At 63.1% G+C, this 17,240-nt stretch carries 15 protein-coding genes and 1 riboswitch; of the genes, 6 read left to right on the top strand and 9 right to left on the bottom strand.

All coding sequences use genetic code 11. From position 1 onward, the window contains the following. Positions 1-23 precede the first annotated feature (23 nt). Genes U0004_RS18130 through U0004_RS18120 form a run of 3 tightly spaced genes read left to right on the top strand, consistent with a single transcriptional unit; the run spans position 24 to position 3,598 of the window. Positions 24-914: a branched-chain amino acid ABC transporter permease gene (locus tag U0004_RS18130; protein WP_034782923.1), complete on the top strand. Its 891-nt coding sequence runs from the start codon at positions 24-26 to the stop codon at positions 912-914. A 7-nt stretch (positions 915-921) separates the two neighbouring features. Further along, positions 922-2,865 (top strand): branched-chain amino acid ABC transporter ATP-binding protein/permease, encoded by a 1,944-nt coding sequence (locus U0004_RS18125; protein ID WP_070254188.1) that lies wholly within the window; start codon positions 922-924, stop codon positions 2,863-2,865. A gap of 10 nt (positions 2,866-2,875) precedes the next feature. After that, positions 2,876-3,598: an ABC transporter ATP-binding protein gene (locus U0004_RS18120; protein WP_070254189.1), complete on the top strand. Its 723-nt coding sequence runs from the start codon at positions 2,876-2,878 to the stop codon at positions 3,596-3,598. Positions 3,599-3,654: 56 nt separating this feature from the next. Here the strand turns inward: U0004_RS18120 and U0004_RS18115 are convergent, their stop codons facing one another. From U0004_RS18115 to U0004_RS18075, 9 genes are all read right to left on the bottom strand, one after another. Beyond that, positions 3,655-3,978: a type II toxin-antitoxin system RelE/ParE family toxin gene (locus tag U0004_RS18115; RefSeq protein WP_070254190.1), complete on the bottom strand. Its 324-nt coding sequence runs from the start codon at positions 3,976-3,978 to the stop codon at positions 3,655-3,657. An 8-nt stretch (positions 3,979-3,986) separates the two neighbouring features. Then, positions 3,987-4,259, bottom strand: a complete 273-nt coding sequence (locus U0004_RS18110) for a type II toxin-antitoxin system Phd/YefM family antitoxin (protein ID WP_070254237.1) — start codon at positions 4,257-4,259, stop codon at positions 3,987-3,989. A 107-nt stretch (positions 4,260-4,366) separates the two neighbouring features. Beyond that, positions 4,367-4,687, bottom strand: a complete 321-nt coding sequence (locus U0004_RS18105; protein ID WP_070254191.1) for a DUF2288 domain-containing protein — start codon at positions 4,685-4,687, stop codon at positions 4,367-4,369. Positions 4,688-4,738: 51 nt separating this feature from the next. Then, entirely contained in the window at positions 4,739-5,440 is a 702-nt protein-coding gene (locus U0004_RS18100) for an RES family NAD+ phosphorylase (protein WP_070254192.1), read from the bottom strand. Next, on the bottom strand, positions 5,440-5,877 hold the full coding sequence (locus U0004_RS18095; protein WP_070254193.1) for an MbcA/ParS/Xre antitoxin family protein: 438 nt from the start codon (positions 5,875-5,877) through the stop codon (positions 5,440-5,442). The genes U0004_RS18100 and U0004_RS18095 overlap by 1 nt, the downstream gene beginning before the upstream one ends. A gap of 137 nt (positions 5,878-6,014) precedes the next feature. Then, positions 6,015-8,633, bottom strand: coding sequence for a S53 family peptidase (locus tag U0004_RS18090; protein WP_070254238.1), 2,619 nt, complete (start codon positions 8,631-8,633; stop codon positions 6,015-6,017). An 83-nt stretch (positions 8,634-8,716) separates the two neighbouring features. Next, a riboswitch (cyclic di-GMP riboswitch) is annotated at positions 8,717-8,803 on the bottom strand. 274 nt (positions 8,804-9,077) lie between these two features. Further along, a complete protein-coding gene (fos, locus tag U0004_RS18085; RefSeq protein WP_070254194.1) occupies positions 9,078-9,491 on the bottom strand; it encodes a fosfomycin resistance glutathione transferase in 414 nt (137 codons plus the stop codon). Between the two features lie 232 nt (positions 9,492-9,723). Beyond that, complete coding sequence (recJ, locus tag U0004_RS18080; protein WP_070254195.1) at positions 9,724-11,424, bottom strand: single-stranded-DNA-specific exonuclease RecJ; 1,701 nt, start codon at positions 11,422-11,424, stop codon at positions 9,724-9,726. Then, the gene (locus U0004_RS18075) at positions 11,421-12,485 is read right to left on the bottom strand and encodes a hypothetical protein (RefSeq protein WP_070254196.1); all 1,065 of its coding nucleotides are present in this window, start codon (positions 12,483-12,485) and stop codon (positions 11,421-11,423) included. Before U0004_RS18075 ends, recJ begins: the two co-directional genes overlap by 4 nt. Here U0004_RS18075 and U0004_RS18070 point away from each other — a divergent pair. From U0004_RS18070 to U0004_RS18060, 3 genes are all read left to right on the top strand, one after another. Then, positions 12,477-12,656 (top strand): hypothetical protein, encoded by a 180-nt coding sequence (locus U0004_RS18070; RefSeq protein ID WP_139144077.1) that lies wholly within the window; start codon positions 12,477-12,479, stop codon positions 12,654-12,656. The two genes, U0004_RS18075 and U0004_RS18070, sit on opposite strands and share 9 nt — an antisense overlap. 222 nt (positions 12,657-12,878) lie before the next feature. Next, a complete protein-coding gene (locus U0004_RS18065; RefSeq protein ID WP_070254197.1) occupies positions 12,879-16,391 on the top strand; it encodes an SdrD B-like domain-containing protein in 3,513 nt (1,170 codons plus the stop codon). A 112-nt stretch (positions 16,392-16,503) separates the two neighbouring features. Continuing rightward, on the top strand, positions 16,504-17,169 hold the full coding sequence (locus U0004_RS18060) for a PEP-CTERM sorting domain-containing protein (protein WP_070254198.1): 666 nt from the start codon (positions 16,504-16,506) through the stop codon (positions 17,167-17,169). Positions 17,170-17,240: the final 71 nt, after the last annotated feature.

Below are 17,240 nucleotides of genomic sequence, written 5' to 3'. Positions count from 1 at the left end.
TCTTTCGTCTTCCGGGGAATATCATGGAAATCTTCCTGCAGCTCGTCTTCAGCGGCATCGCGCTGGGCATGATCTATGCCGTCATCGCCTTCGGCTACCAGCTGACCTTTGCCACTTCCGGCACCCTCAATTTCGGCCAGGGCGAATCCCTGATGCTGGGCGCGCTCGTGGGCCTCTCCCTGGTGGGCACCATCCACGGCGGGCCGTACATGAGCTATCTGCTGATGATCCCCATCGTCATCGTCTTCGGCGCCTTGCAGGGCGTGTTCGTCGAATGGATAGGCGTGCGGCCCGCCATCAAGATCAAGTCCGAATTCGGCTGGATCATGTCGACCATCGCGCTGGCCATCATCTTCAAGAATGTGGCGGAAAATATCTGGGGCAAGGATGACCTGATGTTCCCGTCGCCGCTATCGGCCGCGCCGTTCCAGGTGTTTGGCGCCAACGTGCAGCAGATGCAGGTGGCCGTCATCGTCGGCGCGCTGGCGATCATGCTGGCCGTCGAAGTGTTCAACCGCAAATCGATCTACGGCAAGGCCGTCGTGGCGACAGCCAACGACCGCGATGCGGCCGGCCTGATGGGCATCAACACGGGCATGGTCATCACGTTTTCCTACGCACTGTCGTCGGCCACGGCCGCCTTTGCCGGCGTGCTGGTGGCGCCGCTGACACTGACGGGGGCCACCATGGGCGCGTCGCTGGGCTTGAAAGCCTTTGCCGTGGCCATCATCGGCGGCTTGACGTCGGGCGTGGGCGCCATCGTCGGAGGGCTGATACTGGGCATCGCCGAGACCACCACCGGCTATTACATCTCCACCGGCTACAAGGAAGTGCCCGGCCTGCTGCTCCTGCTGCTGGTACTGGCCATCAAGCCGTCCGGCCTGTTCGGCAAAGCCGCGATCAAGAAAGTCTGAGGACGACATGAACAAGAAAATCACCATGCTGGCATTGAGCGCGGCGGGCCTGGCCGTGCTCGCGCTGTTCCCCATCGTCATTCCGAACCCATATTACATCCACCTGGCCGAGACCATATTGATCTATGCCATCCTGCTGTTCGGTCTCGATATCGTCGTCGGCTACACGGGGCAGGTGTCGCTGGGCCACGCGGGCCTGTTCGGCATCGGCTCGTACGCCACGGGCGTGCTGGTGTTCAAGCTGGGCGCGCCGTTCTGGCTGGCCATCCCCGCCAGCATCCTGGGCGCGGCCGTCTTCGGCGCCATCCTGGCCTTGCCGGCCCTGCGCGTGACGGGGCCCTACCTGGCCATGGTGACCCTGGCCTTCGGCACCATCGTGCAAATCCTGATCAATGAAATGAGCTTCCTGACGGAAGGGCCGATGGGCATCAAGATCCACAAGCCCGTCCTGTTCGGCCACAAACTGACAGAAGTGGAGTACTACTACATGGTCGCCGCGCTGCTGGTGATCTCGCTGGTGGTGGTGCACCGCATCCTGAAATCAAACCTGGGCCGCGCGTTCGAAGCCTTGCGCGACAGCCCCATCGCCTCGGACTGCATGGGCGTCTCCGTGTACCGCTACAAGGTATATGCCTTCGTCATCAGCGCCGGTTTCGCGGGCCTGGCCGGCAGCCTGTACGCGTATTCGGAAGAATACATCTCGCCCAATACCTACAACTTCGAGCTGACGATATTGTTCCTGCTGGCCGTCATCATGGGCGGGCGCAAGACGCGTTCCGGCGCCCTGATCGGCGCCCTGATCGTCGTCATGCTGCCCAGCCTGCTGTCGGACATCGAATTGTTCCGCAAGATCGCCGTGGCCGCCGCCGTGCTGGGCGTGATCGGTTCCGCCTTCATGCTGGCAAAGAAGCGCTCCACCGTGCGCGGCGTGCTCGTACCCCTGTTGGCCACCATCGGCCTGGCTGCGTATTCGTACAAGCTGGAAAACATGGTCGACTGGCGTTTGACCATCTTCGGCCTGATGACCTTATTTGTCGTGTACTACCTGCAGGACGGCATCGTCGGCTTCCTGATGAGCTTTATCGGCAAGGGCCGGCGCCATGTGCAAGCCGTCGCTTCGCACGGCGTGGCACCGTTTGACCACGCCCAGGGCGGCCAACAGGGCGCGACCCTGCTGCGCGTGGACCAGGCCCTGATGCAGTTCGGCGGCCTGAAAGCCCTGAACCAGGTGGACTTGAACGTCACGCAAGGTTCCGTGCACGGCTTGATCGGGCCGAACGGCTCGGGCAAGAGCACGATGATGAACGTGCTGACGGGGATCTACAAGCCGACGGCGGGCAAGGTGGAATTTGCCGGCGCCGTGATCTCCGGCCGCACGCCGTCCGAGATCGCCCTGGGCGGCGTGGCGCGCACCTTCCAGAACGTGCAGCTGTTTGGCGAGATGACGGCCACGGAGAACGTGCTGGTGGGCTTGCACAACACGTTCAAGTCGAATGTGCTGGACGTGATGCTGCATACGCCCCGCTACAAGCGCGAAGAGACGGCTGCGCGCGAGCGGGCCGCCAGCATCCTCGAGTTCGTGGGCCTGGCGGACCTGGCCAACGAGGAGGCGCGCAATCTGCCGTATGGCAAGCAGCGGCTGCTGGAAATCGGCCGCGCGCTGGGCCTCAACCCGCGTTTGCTGCTGCTCGACGAGCCGGCGGCGGGCCTGACGGCGCCCGACATCAAGGAGCTGATGGCCATCATCCGCAAGATCCGCGAGCACGGCATCACCATCATCCTGATCGAGCACCACATGGATGTGGTGATGGCCCTGTCGGACGTGGTGACGGTGCTGGACTTCGGTCAGAAGATCGCCGAAGGCGCACCCGCGCTTGTCCAGAGCGATCCGAAAGTGATCGAAGCCTATTTGGGCGGCAGCGCCGAAACCCTGGCGCCAGCGGCGCACTGAGAGGAAGACCATGCTGACCATTAACAATCTGCACGCCGCCTACGGCAAAGTCGAAGTCCTGCACGGCATTTCGCTCGACGTCCCGAAAGGCAAGCTGGTGACCCTGATCGGCTCGAACGGGGCCGGCAAGACCACCACCATGCGCGCCATTTCCGGCATGCTCAAACCCAAATCCGGCACCGTCACCCTGGGCGGCAAGGATGTCACGGGCCTCGATTCGCACCGCATCGCCCGTGCCGGACTGGCCCATTCGCCGGAAGGCCGGCGCGTGTTCGCCTCGATGTCGGTGACGGACAACCTGCTGCTGGGCGCCTTCCCCCGCTTTACGCGCTCGCGCCCGAAAGGCGACATCAAGGGCGACCTGGACAAGGCGCTGGAATTGTTCCCCCGCCTGAAGGAGCGGCGCGACCAGCTGGCCGGCACCTTGTCGGGCGGCGAACAGCAGATGCTGGCCATGGCCCGCGCCGTGATGCTGAACCCGGAAGTGATCCTGCTGGACGAGCCGTCGATGGGCCTGGCGCCGATTTTGGTGGAAGAAGTCTTCCGCATCATCACGCGCCTGAAGGCGGAAGGCGTGACCATGCTGCTGGTCGAGCAATTCGCCGCCGCCGCGCTGAACGTGGCCGATTACGGCTATGTGCTGGAAAACGGCAGCATTTCCGTGCATGGGCCGGCCGAGAGTCTCAAAACCGATCCGAAGGTGATCGCGGCGTATCTGGGAGGAGGGCACTGAGGCAAGTTGAGAGTGCGCTGACAATGCGCTTGCTGCGCATTGTCACATCCTCCGCATTACGCAGTGAGCAGGCGACGGCGTATCAATGCTTCCAGGTCACGGCTGGCATGGGCAATCATATGAACATAAACGATATCGTTATGTCCATACTCGATGATGATGCGATTCTGGCCGGCCAACAGTTGGCGGTGAGTCGTCAAATGAAGGTCTTCAAGTTCAGGAACAAAGGTACCTTTCATGTTCCAGTCTTTGAGAGAATTGACTTCAGCCAGAATCTCCTGCGTCACCTTCCTGGTAAAAGCAAGGGATTCGTTCTGCTTCAGATAGGAGCGAATATCTTGCAAATCGTTTAAGGCGTACTGCGTCCAAATGATTTTCATTTGTGTAATCAGTTGTCGCCGTCTTCAGCTTCCAGAAGGGCCACAACGTCATCATGGTCAATGATTTTACCTTCCTCAATCTGCTTACGGCCGAGAGCAAGGATGCGGAGCATGGTAAGCTGATCTTGAGTCTTTTGATAGCTGACAGGGTCTTGAACAATGGCCTGAACTCTGCCGTTCACCGTGATGGCTACCGGGTCATGCGTCTCAAGCACCTGTTTGACCACGTCGCTGGTGTTCGTCTTCAAGTAGCTAATTGGTTGAATATTGATAAAGTTCATGCCGCCCTCCATAAGTAGGCAAACTGATGATAGCATCGGATGACTAAATTAAGTACCAAATTTAGTTGGCTGCACATTTTCCTTACGTCGAGCGCAGCGTGCACGCATCAATGTCTGGTGGGCTTTTCCTGCTGCACCAGAATGAAGGGGCTGACGACGACGGCCCACAGCGCGGCGTCGGCCGCCTGCCAGTCCAGCGCCTGCTGGTCCGACACCTTGGCAACCTTGCCGTCGGCCATCCATTGCGTGATGGTGGCCTTGTCGTCGTGCGAGATGCGCACGGCCACTTCGACCAGATCCAGCTCATTGGCGACCCAGACGACATTGCCCTGGGCGAAGTGCTTTTCCAGTTCGCTCCAGGCCAGGCGGGCCGTTTCGCTGTTCACTTTGAGGCGCAGTTCGGTGTCTTTTTCAGGATTGGTTTGCATGCGAGATATCAGGTTGCGGTGAGTCGGGTGCCGTTGCGCGCTTGCGTTGCCTTACAGGGCTTCCACCTGCGGCGTCGGCGTACCCCGCCATGTTAACCGATAGGCGGCGCCTTTGCGAACATTGCCCACGAGGGCAGGGCGGAAGCAGGCCAGGTTGGTGCCGCCCGCCAGCCGGGTGCTGGGGAAGATGACGCCCATGGAGCCGGCTTCGAGCAGGATGGCGGCCAGGTCTTGCGAAGCGATGTAGCTGGCCGGATCGAGGCAGGCCGCATAGTGCTGCTGGCCGCGCAAGTCGTGGAAGCTGGCGGAAAAATCGGCCAGCAGCGACTGGTAATTGACGCTGTCGTCGAAATAGTCGATTTCCTGGTATTCCACGGTCTTGTGGAAAATGATCTCGGCCAGCGCCGTTTTCATGTCGAAGGCACAATACCAGGCGCCCCGTTCGCCATCGTTGAAACGCGCCCCTTCCGGCCGGGCATAGGTGTAGGCGGCGTTGATGATGCGAAAGTGCGGCACGCCAAAAACCAGCTCGTCCACGCCAATTCCTGGCGCGCCGCCGTATTCCGCCACCAGGCGCGCATTCGTCGCGTTATCGAGTTCGAACAGCTCGCGCAGGTGCGCGTCGTCCTCGGCCAGGGGCGCCAGCACGGAGTCTTCCATGTCGGCGAAGCGCGAGGGGATCAAACGGCAAGTGTCGATCTGGCGCAAGGCGGCCAGCGGCGGCAGCTGTGTATGCGGGACGGTCGCCACCATTACAACCCTCCGCGGCGCGCATCGAGCAGCTTGCGCACCGTCTGCATGGCCAGCAAGCCGCCGGCCAGCATCTGCGACAGGGGCGTGCGGCCGCCAAACACGGGATTCTTGTTGGGCAAACTCACCCATTCGTCGGCCAGCTTGTCGCCATACAGGATGTGCAAGGCCTTGTAGATGCCCAACAAGTAGGAAATGCGTGTGATGCGGTCCACTTCCAGCACGCGGTCCGGGTGCTTCTTCCACTCGTACCAGGCGCTGCTGGACAGGCCGCCCAGCAATTCGCGCGCATCGTCATCGCGCAGTTTCCAGGCGGCGGCCAGCTTGAAAAAACCCTTCAATGCCGCCTGCGACAATCGCTCGCGCTCGGCTTTGGCATTCAGGTCGACGAGTACGGCCGGTTCGAAGCGGCTCTTGGGGTAGGCGTAGGCGAGATTCATGGCATGTCCTTCGTTAAAACTCTGTATATGGACTATTTATACTCCTTTTCCGGATTTTTCGCAACGGCCGCGCGCATGCAAAACGGGGCGCGCCTGGACAGGTGTCCCGGTGCGCCCCGTTGGCAGGCCGCGTTCGCTTATCTGGCCGTGACGGTGATGGGTACGTTGAGCTGCGCCGTCAAGCCGTTACTGTCCAGCGCCACGACCCTCAGTGCATAGCTGCCGGTCACCGGCAGGGGCCAGCGGGCCGTGATGGTCATGCCGCTCATGGAAAACTGCATGCCCAGCGGCGCACCGAGGATGGAGATCCACAGGGCGTTCGCGCCGGGCGCCGTCAGCACGATGCTGCCGCTCATGGCCTTGCCGGCCACGCCCGTCATGGCGGCGGCGCTGATCGTGGGACCGGCGGCGGCGATTTTCACTGCGGCCACGGCCTGGCCCGTCAAGCCCGTCCTGGTATCTTTGGCGATGATGGCCACGCTGTAGCTGCCCAGCACGGGGCTGGCCCAGCTGACGACGCCGGCGGCGCTGACGGCCATGCCGGATGGCGCGCCCGACAGGCTGTAGGTGACGGGGTTGGGCGCCACCGTCGTGGCGGCGAACGACAGGGCCACGCCCGGCTTGCCGCTCACGCTGGCCACGGTCACGACGGGGGGCAGCGGGGCGGCGATGGCCACCGTATAGATGCCTTTGCCGCTCAGGCCAGTCTTGCCGTCCGTGGCGGTCACGGTGACGGCGTAGGTGCCGGCCGTCGGGGCGGCCCAGCTCACCAGTCCGGCGCTGCTGATCGTCATGCCGGCCGGCGCGCCGCCCAGCGTGTAGCTGACGGGATTGGGGGCGGAGACGCTGACATTGAACGCCAGGGCCGTGCCAACCTTGCCCGTGATGGCGCCGGCGCCCACGACGGGCGGCGCGACGGGGGTAATGACGATGGCGTACACGCCCTGGCCACTGAGGCCGCTGACGGTATCCTTGGCCACCATGGTCACGGCATACGTGCCCGCGGTGGGGGCGGCCCAGCTGACCACGCCCGTGGCGGCGATGCTCATGCCGGCCGGCGCGCCCAGCATGGTATAGCTGAGTGGATTCGAAGCGCTGGCCGAGACGGTGAACGACAGCGGCTTGCCGGCCGCGCCGCTGATGCTGGCCGGCGCCACCACGGGCGCGGCCGGTGCCGTCTGCATGCCCGACAGGCCGGCCAGCAGGCTTTTCACGTTCGGCGTGCCCAGGCCGCCCAGCGGGTCATAGCCGACCCTGGCCGTGCACACGCTGCACGTGCCGTTGCTGCCGCGCGTGATGTCGGCAAAGCTGCTGGCGAAAGTGCCGGGCACGCTGGCGATCTGGCCGTACAAGATGCTGTGCGGCAAGCCGAGCGCCGTCTTCGCTTGCAGCGCGCGGCTGGCGTTGGTGATGGCGACCAGGCCGGCCCATTGCGGCGTGGACAGGCTGGTGCCGCCGATGCTGAGCCAGCTGGCGGTGCTGCTGCCGGGTGTCATCACGGCCGTGTACTGGCCCGTGGCGGGGTCGGCATTGAAGGCCACGTCGGCCACGTTGCGGCGCAGCAAGTTGGTCAGGCCGGGCACGCTGGCCGTCTGGTAGGTGGGCAGTGCCGTATAGGCGCTGATGCCGCCGCCCGTGCCGGACCAGGCCGTTTCGCTGCGCACGCCGCTGCCGCTGTAGCTGAGCGTGGTGCCGCCCACGGCCAGCACGTTGGACGACACGGACGGCCAGGACACGCCGCTGCCCGAATCGCCCGTGGCGGCCAGGTAGCTCATGTTCTTGCCCGTGAAGGCGCTGTCGACGGAAGCTGTCCAGTTGCCTTCGGCGGCGCCAAAGCTCATCGACACGACGCCAGGCCCCATCTGGTTGGCCAGGCGCACGGCGCCCAGCAGGCTGTTGATGGAAGCGTCGGGCGCCTCGATCAGCACGATGCGCGCCAGCGGCGCCGTGGCATGCGCCCACTGCACGTCGAGCGCGATTTCCATGGCCCAGCCCGAGTTATAGGCGGGCGCAGTGGCCGTCATGGTGCTCGATGGCGTGTTGTAGACAACAGAAAATTCACAGCCGCTGGCCGGGGCGGGCGGCAGGGGCAGGGTGGCATTCGTGGCGATAGCCTTGGTGGTGCAGCCGGGCAAGCCGAACTTCTGGTTGAAGATGGCCAGTTCGGCCGCCGCGTTCGGGTTGTGCATGGCGTCGACGATGTAGATCGTCTGTCCCGCGCCCAGCTGGGCCGCCTGGGCTGGCGTCAGCGCCGTGCCGGCCGCCGGCAGGGCGGGCAAGTCGTAGGCGGCGCGGATTTGCGCGGGAGAATAGGTCGCCACCACGCTGCTGCCGGCCATGGGCGCGGCGATGTCGCTGGCGCCGCCGTCCAGCAAGGGGGCGATATCCTGTGCCGCCTGTTCCGAGGCGGCGATTTTTTGTGCCGTCAGGCGGCGCGTGGTCATTTCCCGCATGGCGCCGGGCACGTTTTGCAAGTGCGGCCGCCAGTGGGCCGAGCCGCTGCTGTTGGCACTGTCGCGCCCGTCAGGCGCATCGAGCAGGGCCGGGGCCGCATGGAACATCGGTTGCACCACCAGCGCGCCGACGGCGGGAGGGATGACGGGCACCTCGACAGTGAACTGTGTCGCGGCCGTGGCGATGGCGGCAGGCGGTGTCGATGTTTCCTGGCCGGGACCGCAAGCGGCCAGCAGGAGGGCGGCTGTGGCGCCCAGCAGCAGGCGCCCGTGACGGTGATGCGGGGGAATGTTTTTTTTCATGGCGAAACTCTCCGAGTTGGGCGAGGGCCACATCTCGACAATGCTTCCAAGCTGGCGCCGCGCGCTGGCGGTCCCGGCCCTGCATTGGCAGCCCCGCTGCCGTGGCGCTTGCGCGCGGTAGGCCGGTGGCTTTGCGTCCCCGCCTTTCGACGGGTTTGCCCTCAAAACTGATCATGCATCATTGGGAATTTCCTGATGCGTCATCGATTTTAGTGAATTTGCCAAATAAATGTTAACTATTTTCAATCAATATTTTTATTTATGCAATAAAATGTGGCAAATTTGCCTATGGATGGATGGAACCTTGTCAGCCTGATTAAGTCTTAAAAGCAAGGTTATCAGAGGTGTATCGAGGCGTGACGGTGTTTTTTACAGCAACGGCGCTTGCATTTTTTGTTTTATAACGAATTTAACGAATTTACTGAATGTGCGATCTTGCCGGTCTCAATCCTCGAACACCATGCCCTGATACGGCGCTGCGCGGCAGGCCGCCAGCCGCTGCGCAAGGCTGCCAGCATGGGCTTCCAGCCGGTGGCCGTCCGGGTCGAGAAAATACAGGGAATCGCCGGCGCTGCGGTTTTGCTGCCATTCGGGCACGCCGGCGGCGCGCAGGCGGGCGGCAAACGGAGCGAAGTCGGTGGGCTCGATGGAAAACGCGTAGTGCGTATAGGCCGGGCTGGCCAGCGCGGCCGTATCCTGTCCATCCAGCGACAGGCACAGCCACAAATCCCCGGCCGACAGATACGCGCCCCTGTCCCAGCGCGCATGCAGGCGCAGACCCAAGGTGTCGCGGTAAAAGGCCACGCTGCGCGCCAGGTCGCGCACGGACAGGGTGAGGTGGTTCAGGCCGGTCAACATGGGACTGTATAGCTTTCCGATGGGGAAGGCATGTGTCGGTTATCGCCGTGATTTGATATCACTTTGTTCCACAGAAGTTTGAGATACAGCAATAAGGCCACAAACGTCGCAACACCTGACACAACCGTAGCGAGCGGAAGGAAGAGGTGGTCGAGAAGCGCAACCGTACTTCCAGTACGGTGAGCATCGCAGGCGACCTATGCCGACGCGCAGCAGGTTGTGTCAGGTGTCACTACACAGGCTCGGCGTGCTCCACCATAAGTTGTACTTTGGTCGTGCCATTGTATTCATTCGCATCGAGCCTGAACGCGACCCGCGTGCGTTCGCCCAGTGCGTCCGTATGCCCGAACCAGATGGCATCGAAGCGCACGCCGTTCTTTTCCAGCAGCAGTTTCAAATGGCGCTCTTTTAAGATGCGCTGGCTGACGACGCGGAATTCATCGCAGAAGACGGGCGGGGCGAAGCCCTGGCCCCACACCTGGCCATCCATCAGCTCGATGAAGGCTGTCGTGTAGTAGGCGTCTTCCAGCGGACCGTCCGTTTCCACCACTCTTTCCAGTTGTTGCTGGCTGAGCCAGGCTTGCCCCACGGCTTCGAAGGCCTGGGAAAATGCGTCGAAGGCGTCGGCGCGGATGGTCAAGCCCGCCGCCATGGCGTGGCCGCCGAACTTGTCGATCAGGCTGGGTGCCCGTTTCGACACGAGGTCGAGCGCGTCGCGCAAGTGGAAGCCGGGAATCGAGCGGCCCGAACCCTTGATCCAGCCGTCCGCGCCGGGCGCAAACGTGATGGTCGGGCGATAAAACTTTTCCTTCAGGCGCGAGGCGACGATGCCGATCACGCCCTGGTGCCAGGATTCATCGAACACGCTGATGGTGCTGCTGTTGGCCGGTTCGAAATCATCGAGGTGCAGCAGGGCCGTATCCTGCATTTCCGCCTCGATTTCGCGGCGCTTCAGGTTAATCTCGTTCAACTGCTGCGCCAGCGCCCAGGCGCGGCCTTCGTCGTCCGTGATCAGGCATTCGATACCCAGTGACATGTCTTGCAGGCGCCCGGCCGCATTCAGGCGCGGTCCCAGCGCAAATCCCAGGTCGAAGGGCGTGGCGCTGCGCGCTTCGCGGCCCGCCACGCGAAAGAGCGCCGCCACGCCTGCGTGCATATTGCCTTTGCGCATGCGTTTCAAGCCTTGCGCGACGAGGATGCGGTTGTTCGTATCGAGGCGCACGACATCGGCCACCGTGCCCAGGGCCACCAGGTCGAGCAGGTTATCGAGCTTGGGTTGCGTTTGCGCATCAAAGATGCCGCGCCGGCGCAGCTCCGCGCGCAGGGCCAGCAGCACGTAGAACACGACGCCCACGCCGGCCAGATGTTTGCTGGGGAAACCGCAGGCGGGCTGGTTCGGGTTGACGATGACGGCCGCGTCGGGCAGGGTGTCGGCTGGCAAATGGTGGTCGGTGACAACCACCTGGATGCCGCGCCGGTTTGCCTCGGCCACGCCGTCGATGCTGGCGATGCCGTTGTCGACGGTGATGATGATGTCGGGCGACTTTTCGCGGGCAGTGAGCTCGACGATTTCCGGCGTCAGGCCATAGCCGTACTCAAAACGGTTGGGCACGATGAAATCGACGTCGGCGCCCATGGCGCGCAAGCCGCGGATGGCCACGGCGCAGGCGGTGGCGCCGTCGCAGTCATAGTCGGCGACGATGACCATGCGTTTCTTGGCAGCAATCGCGTCGGCCAGGAAGACGCCGGCCGCGCCGATGTGCAGCAAGCCGGACGGCGGAATCAGGGCCGCCAGTTCGCTCGACAGTTCTGCCGCGTCGGACAGGCCGCGCGACGCGTACAGGCGGGCCAGCACGGGATGGATGCCGCCCTGGCGCAGCAGTTCGGATTCGCGGTAAGGGCAGGGGCGGGTGGCGATGCGGGTACGGGTCATGATGCTTTCAACTTGCTCAGGGTAATCGCGCGCCAGAATTTGCGCTGCGCATGCTTGCTGGTGTTGCTGGCTAGCCAGGCGTCGCGGTGGCTCAGCACCAGGCGCAGCTGGTCCAGGCGGCCATCTTTCAGGGCGGCCAGCAGGGGCGCAAACCAGTCGGCTTCCAGCGCTTGCAACTGCTGCAGCCACATGCCCCATTCCTGGGCCTGCGCCGCTTCGATCAGGCCGCCGAGCACGACGATCGCGTCCTGTTTGCTTGCCAATACACTGCTTGGACTGGCATCGCGCTGCGCCGGTTCCGCCAGCGCAGCCAGCCAGCCGGGCGCGTCCTTCGTATGCAGGCTGGCCGCGCAGCGCGCCGATGCAGTTGCAGATGCGGCCGTGGCCAGGCTCCCGCCCCAGATCCAGAACGAGTTGATGGCTTTCAAGCCCCGTTCTTCGCGCGCCGCATTGACGGGATGTTCATGCCACAGCATCTGCACTTCGTTCTGCAGGCGGCGCGCGGCGCGCGCATGCTCGCCTTCCGGCATCCACACGGACAGGTCTTGCGTGGTGGCGGCATCCGGCGTGGCGCACTGCAAGTCGCTCCAGCCATCGGCGCGCATGAACCAGGTGCCCGCGTCGCCATATGACAGGGGCTGGCCGATCTCGTCGAAATACGGACGCGCCGTGTCGAACAGCGTGCGGCCATCGGCCTCGCTCAGCTTGAGCTGGCGCAAGTCTTCCAGGCTGATATGGCTGCGGGCGATGGCCAGGTGGGCCGGATGCAGCAGGAAGTAACGCGCGCCAGGTTCCGGCGTCAGACCATAGCCGCGCATGGCCTGGGCGGCAAAGGCCGCCTGCGCTGCTTCGCCGTTGGGCGCGGACGCCAGGCCCAAGGCGTGCGCCAGCCACGCTTCATGCGGCAGCAGGCGGTTGGCGTTGTCAAAGGTTTCCAAATTGCAAGTAGAGGTGCGCGACAGCAGGGCCGCCAGGGCGGGTGCCTGCAGTACCTTGAGCAGGTCGGCAGCCAGTTCGGCATTGGGCAAGGCGAAGGGCAGGACGAGGATAAGTTGATTCATCCCGAGATTGTAGGCGATTGTGGCGTGGGCCGAAAAGGCGCATGTATTTTCAGGCCCGCGATGGCAACACCGGCGGTGCTGGGAATGCAAAAAAATTATAAAAATTTTATTGATACTGGTAGAAATCAATTTGCTTTTGAAAATATATTGGATATAATTGCGACAACTTAAATATCAGAAATACAATCACCCCCCTGCTGCGTGGTTGCGTCGTCTGGCTCCTGTGTCCCTCGAAACTGTATACAAGATCTGCCGGCTTCATTTTTTAAACAAGTCCTTTCTTGGAAGCCCACCTATGTATACATTCGCCGCTTTGCGCGGCCAGGCTGATCGCGCCCTGGCCCCTCGTATTTCCGCTCCTGCCGCCGCCGTGGCATGCCGTCAGGAGGCCGCATGACTACGTACAACCTGTCGACCACGGTCCACGTCTGCGAAGACATCAACAAGAATTTCGATATCCGCGACCTGCTGATCCAGGCCGGCTACTCGGTGCAAGGCGAACTGAATATCAAGAATTTTACGGTTTTGTTGCCGGACGATACGGAATCGACGGAGAACACGCCGCTGTTCGGCATGCTCGACGCGGACACCGTGTACGTGCGCCCCGGCGACTGGGCCGCCAACTACAACGGCAACTTCTCGACCATCCAGGTAACGATCGACAAGGGCAATGGCGACATCGTCCAGCTGAGCCTGCAAGTCATCATCGATCCCGTCAATGACGCGCCCGATGCGGCCGACAAGACCTTCACCCTGGTCGACGGCGCCAGCGTCGTGCTGAGCGAAAGCGATTTCGGCTTCCACGACGATGTCGAGAACAACGGTTTCAAGTCCGTCGTCATCACCAATACCACCACGGCGGGCCAGGTCTTGCTGAATGGCGTGGCCGTCGCGGTGGGCACGGAAATTTCCATCGACGATATCCGCGCGGGCCACCTGGTCTTCGTGCCGAGCCAGACCGTCGCCGGCGACTTCGACCTCGGTTTCAAGGTGCGCGATGATGGCGGCACGGAAGGCTGCAATGCGCAAGACCTGAGCCTGGCGCCCCATTACCTGACCTTCAAGGTGCCGATGGCGCACCTGGGCGATTTCGTGTGGGAAGACAAGAATGCCAACGGCGTGCAGGATGCGGGCGAGGCGGGCATCGCCAATGTAGTCGTGCAACTCAAGGATACGGCCGGCAATGTGGTGGCCTCCACCACGACGGACGCGACCGGCGGCTACCACTTCGACGTCAATCCGGGCACCTATTCGGTGACCGTGGTGGCGCCCGCCGGCTATGTGCCGACGGCAGCGAACCAGGGCGGCGATACGGGCAAGGACAGCAATATCGATGCCAGCGGCAAGATGGCGCCCGTCACCCTGGCGCCGGGCGAGACCAACCTGACCCTCGATGCGGGCCTGTACCGCGCGGCCGAGTTGGGCGACCGGGTCTGGTTCGATACCAACAAGAATGGCGTGCAGGATGCGGGTGAAGCGGGCGCCGCAGGTGTGAAAGTAACCTTGCTCGATGCGTCGGGCAACGCCGTCGGCAGCCCGCTGGTGACGGATGCGAATGGCAACTATTTGTTCACGAATCTGAAGCCGGGCGCCTACAGCGTGCAGTTCGATAAAACCACCTTGCCAGCCGGCTACGCTTTTACGGGCCAGGACCAGGGCGGCGACGACCAGCGCGATTCCGATGCCAGCGCCATCGATGGCAAGACGGCGCAAGTGCTGCTTGCTTCCGGTGACAGCAACCATAGCCTGGATGCGGGCATCGTTGCGCTGCCGGCCTCCCTGGGCGATCGCGTCTGGCATGATGCCAACTTGAACGGCGTGCAGGATGCGGGCGAAGCCGGCATCGGCGGCGTCACGGTGCAGCTGAAAAACGCGGCCGGCAGCGTGATCGGCTCGACCTTGACGGACGCCACCGGCTATTACAACTTCAATGTCGATCCGGGTACGTATTCGATCGCCGTCGTCGCGCCGCCAGGTTATTTGACCACGGTCAAGGATGCGGGCGGCAATGATGCGCTCGACAGCGACATCAATGCCGCAGGCCAGAGCGGCCTGGTGACGGTTGCCGCCGGCCAGAACTACAAGGACCTGGATGCGGGCTTGTACAAAACGGCTGCCATTGGCGACCGCGTGTGGTTTGACGCCAACGGCAACGGCACGCAGGATGCGGGCGAAGCGGGTGTCGGCGGCGTGAAAGTCAACCTGTACAACGCGCAAGGCGCCGTGGTGGCCAGCGCCACCACGGATGCCAGCGGCAACTACCTGTTCAGCAACCTGGTCCCCGGCAATTACTATCTGGGCTTCGTGCCACCGGCCGGCTATACCTTCACCAAGGCGGATGTGGGCGGCTACGCCACCGATTCGGATGTCAATCCGGCCACCGGCCTCACGACTACCTGGATCGCGCTGAAATCGGGCGATGTCCAGCTGGAATGGGATGCCGGCCTGGTCAAATGCGCGCCTGTCACCGGCAGCATCGGCGACCGCGTGTGGGAAGACAATAACTACAACGGCGTGCAGGATGCGGGCGAACTGGGCGTGGCGGGCGTGAAGGTCAACCTGCTCAATGCCAGTAACCAGATCATCGCCACGACAACGACGAATGCCAGTGGCAATTATCTGTTCGACAAGCTGGTCGCCGGCGGCTACAAGGTGGAAGTCGTCCGTCCATCGGGTTTCTATTACACCAAGGCCAATGTGGGCAGCGACACGGCCGATTCCGACGTCGATACGAGCACGGGGCGTTCCGGCCTGATCAACCTGGCCGCCGGCCAGAACGACATGAGCTGGGATGCGGGCATCTACCGCAAGGCCAGCCTGGGCGACAAGGTATGGCGCGACGCCGACCATGATGGCGTGCAGGACTACAACGAGGCGGGCATCGCCAACATCAAGGTGCAGCTGTACTCCGGCAGCGGCGCTTTGCTGGCTACCACCTACACGAATGCCAGCGGCAACTATCTGTTCAGCAACCTCGATCCGGGCAGCTATTCGCTCAAGTTCGACAAGTCGGGCGTGTATCACGCCGGCTACGCCATGGATACGTGGCGCTGGGGCGCAAAGAACGTGGGCACGAACGACAACATCGATTCGGACGTCAACAGCAACGGCACCCTGGCCAACGTGGTCTACACGGACATCCTGAAACTGGCCTCGGGCCAGAACGACATGAGCTGGGATGCGGCCATCACGCCCATCGTGATCGACCTCAACGGTGACGGCGTGCACACGATCGCCCGCGCCGACTTCCACGGCAGCTTCGACTTGCTGGGCACGGGCAGTGCCATCCAGACGGGCTGGGTCTCGGCCCAGGACGGCTTGCTGGCCATCGACAGCAATGGCAATGGCAAGATCGACAATATCTCGGAACTGTTCGGCGGCAACGAGAAGGGCACGGGCTTTGCCAAGCTGTCCAGCTATGACTCGAACGGCGACGGCGTGGTCGATGCGCACGATGACAAGTTTGCCGAATTGCGCATCTGGCGCGACGCCAACAGCAATGGCGTGACGGACGATGGCGAGCTGATGTCGCTGCACGACGCCGGCGTGGCCAGCCTGACGGTGAGCTACACGGAACTGCCGTTCCTCGACGCCAACAGTAATCTGCACCTCGAGCGCAGCAGCGCCACCCTGGCCGACGGCAAGACGGTCGACATGACGGACGTGTATTTCAACGTCGATGCCAAGGATGCGGCCAAGGCCGGCATCACCTTGCCGAGCATGGCCGACCTGCTGCGCGACGACAGCACGCTCGACGTGGTGCTGGGCCAGGACGGCACGGTCAACACGGTCGCTGCCGCCCCGGCGGCTCCGGCCGCCGAAGCCCAGGCCCAGTGCGAGATGGCCGAAGCCTTGCGCCGCGCCATGGCCCATGCGAATGCCCAGCCCCAGGAAATGGCTGCCTGATGTCCCTTGCCGGGCCGTAATCCTGCCCGGCAATGCCGTACCGGCGCACCCGTCACGGGGCGCCGGCGCTTTCCACACTTACATCTTACATAACAGAAATAGGGAAACCACCATGAAACAATCCATGCACCTGCTCGTTCGCGGCGCCATCGCCGCAGCCACGTTCGCCCTCGCCAGCGGCAGCGCCCTGGCTGCCTCCAACCTGCAAGTCGTCGATTCGCACAGCGTCAGCCTGTTTACGGCTGCCGGCGGCGCCTTCGGCTCGGGCAACGCCATCTCGCCGACCTTGTGGGAAGTCAAATACGACAGCAACACTTTCCTGGCGTTTTGCCTCGATCCCCATGTCGCACTGAGCAATAGTTCGAACAGCTACAGCAGCGGCGCCTTTGCCGCCAGCGATTCCGTCAAGCGCCTGTATGAAGGGTATTACGCCTCGTCCATCGCGAATGTGTCGACCAGCGCCAACAGCGCCGCCGCCTTCCAGCTGGCCCTGTGGGAATTGAATAACGACAACACGAACCTGCTGACGGGCGACCTGCGCTTCAAAAACCTGAGCAATGCCGTCGTCAGCCAGGCCAACGCCATGCTGGGCGTGGCCACGGGCAATGGCGCCATCCAGAACCTGTACAGCTACACGAGCTTGACGAGCGTCAACCCGGCTTCGCAAACCTTGCTCAGCGTGTCGCCGGTGCCGGAAGCGCAAACCTGGGCCATGCTGGTCGCGGGCCTGGGCCTGCTGGGCTTCATGGCGCGCCGTCGCAAGGCTGGCGCAGTATAAATCGGCAGCAGTGGTATTGACTTGGTAGTTTCTGCTGCGGTGCGTCCGTCAAGACGCACCGCAGTTTTTAT

Origin of the sequence: Janthinobacterium lividum, from assembly GCF_034424625.1 — a bacterium.
Lineage (GTDB): Bacteria > Pseudomonadota > Gammaproteobacteria > Burkholderiales > Burkholderiaceae_D > Janthinobacterium > Janthinobacterium lividum.
This window is presented reverse-complemented; position numbering and strand designations above follow the sequence as displayed.

What these genes read in the sequence shown, in the direction of transcription:
- U0004_RS18130 (WP_034782923.1), top strand. Translation starts at nt 24, where the DNA reads ATGGAAATCTTCCTGCAGCTCGTCTTCAGCGGCATCGCGCTGGGCATG.
- U0004_RS18125 (WP_070254188.1), top strand. Translation starts at nt 922, where the DNA reads ATGAACAAGAAAATCACCATGCTGGCATTGAGCGCGGCGGGCCTGGCC.
- U0004_RS18120 (WP_070254189.1), top strand. Translation starts at nt 2,876, where the DNA reads ATGCTGACCATTAACAATCTGCACGCCGCCTACGGCAAAGTCGAAGTC.
- U0004_RS18115 (WP_070254190.1), bottom strand. Translation starts at nt 3,978, where the DNA reads ATGAAAATCATTTGGACGCAGTACGCCTTAAACGATTTGCAAGATATT.
- U0004_RS18110 (WP_070254237.1), bottom strand. Translation starts at nt 4,259, where the DNA reads ATGAACTTTATCAATATTCAACCAATTAGCTACTTGAAGACGAACACC.
- U0004_RS18105 (WP_070254191.1), bottom strand. Translation starts at nt 4,687, where the DNA reads ATGCAAACCAATCCTGAAAAAGACACCGAACTGCGCCTCAAAGTGAAC.
- U0004_RS18100 (WP_070254192.1), bottom strand. Translation starts at nt 5,440, where the DNA reads ATGGTGGCGACCGTCCCGCATACACAGCTGCCGCCGCTGGCCGCCTTG.
- U0004_RS18095 (WP_070254193.1), bottom strand. Translation starts at nt 5,877, where the DNA reads ATGAATCTCGCCTACGCCTACCCCAAGAGCCGCTTCGAACCGGCCGTA.
- U0004_RS18090 (WP_070254238.1), bottom strand. Translation starts at nt 8,633, where the DNA reads ATGAAAAAAAACATTCCCCCGCATCACCGTCACGGGCGCCTGCTGCTG.
- fos (WP_070254194.1), bottom strand. Translation starts at nt 9,491, where the DNA reads ATGTTGACCGGCCTGAACCACCTCACCCTGTCCGTGCGCGACCTGGCG.
- recJ (WP_070254195.1), bottom strand. Translation starts at nt 11,424, where the DNA reads ATGACCCGTACCCGCATCGCCACCCGCCCCTGCCCTTACCGCGAATCC.
- U0004_RS18075 (WP_070254196.1), bottom strand. Translation starts at nt 12,485, where the DNA reads ATGAATCAACTTATCCTCGTCCTGCCCTTCGCCTTGCCCAATGCCGAA.
- U0004_RS18065 (WP_070254197.1), top strand. Translation starts at nt 12,879, where the DNA reads ATGACTACGTACAACCTGTCGACCACGGTCCACGTCTGCGAAGACATC.
- U0004_RS18060 (WP_070254198.1), top strand. Translation starts at nt 16,504, where the DNA reads ATGAAACAATCCATGCACCTGCTCGTTCGCGGCGCCATCGCCGCAGCC.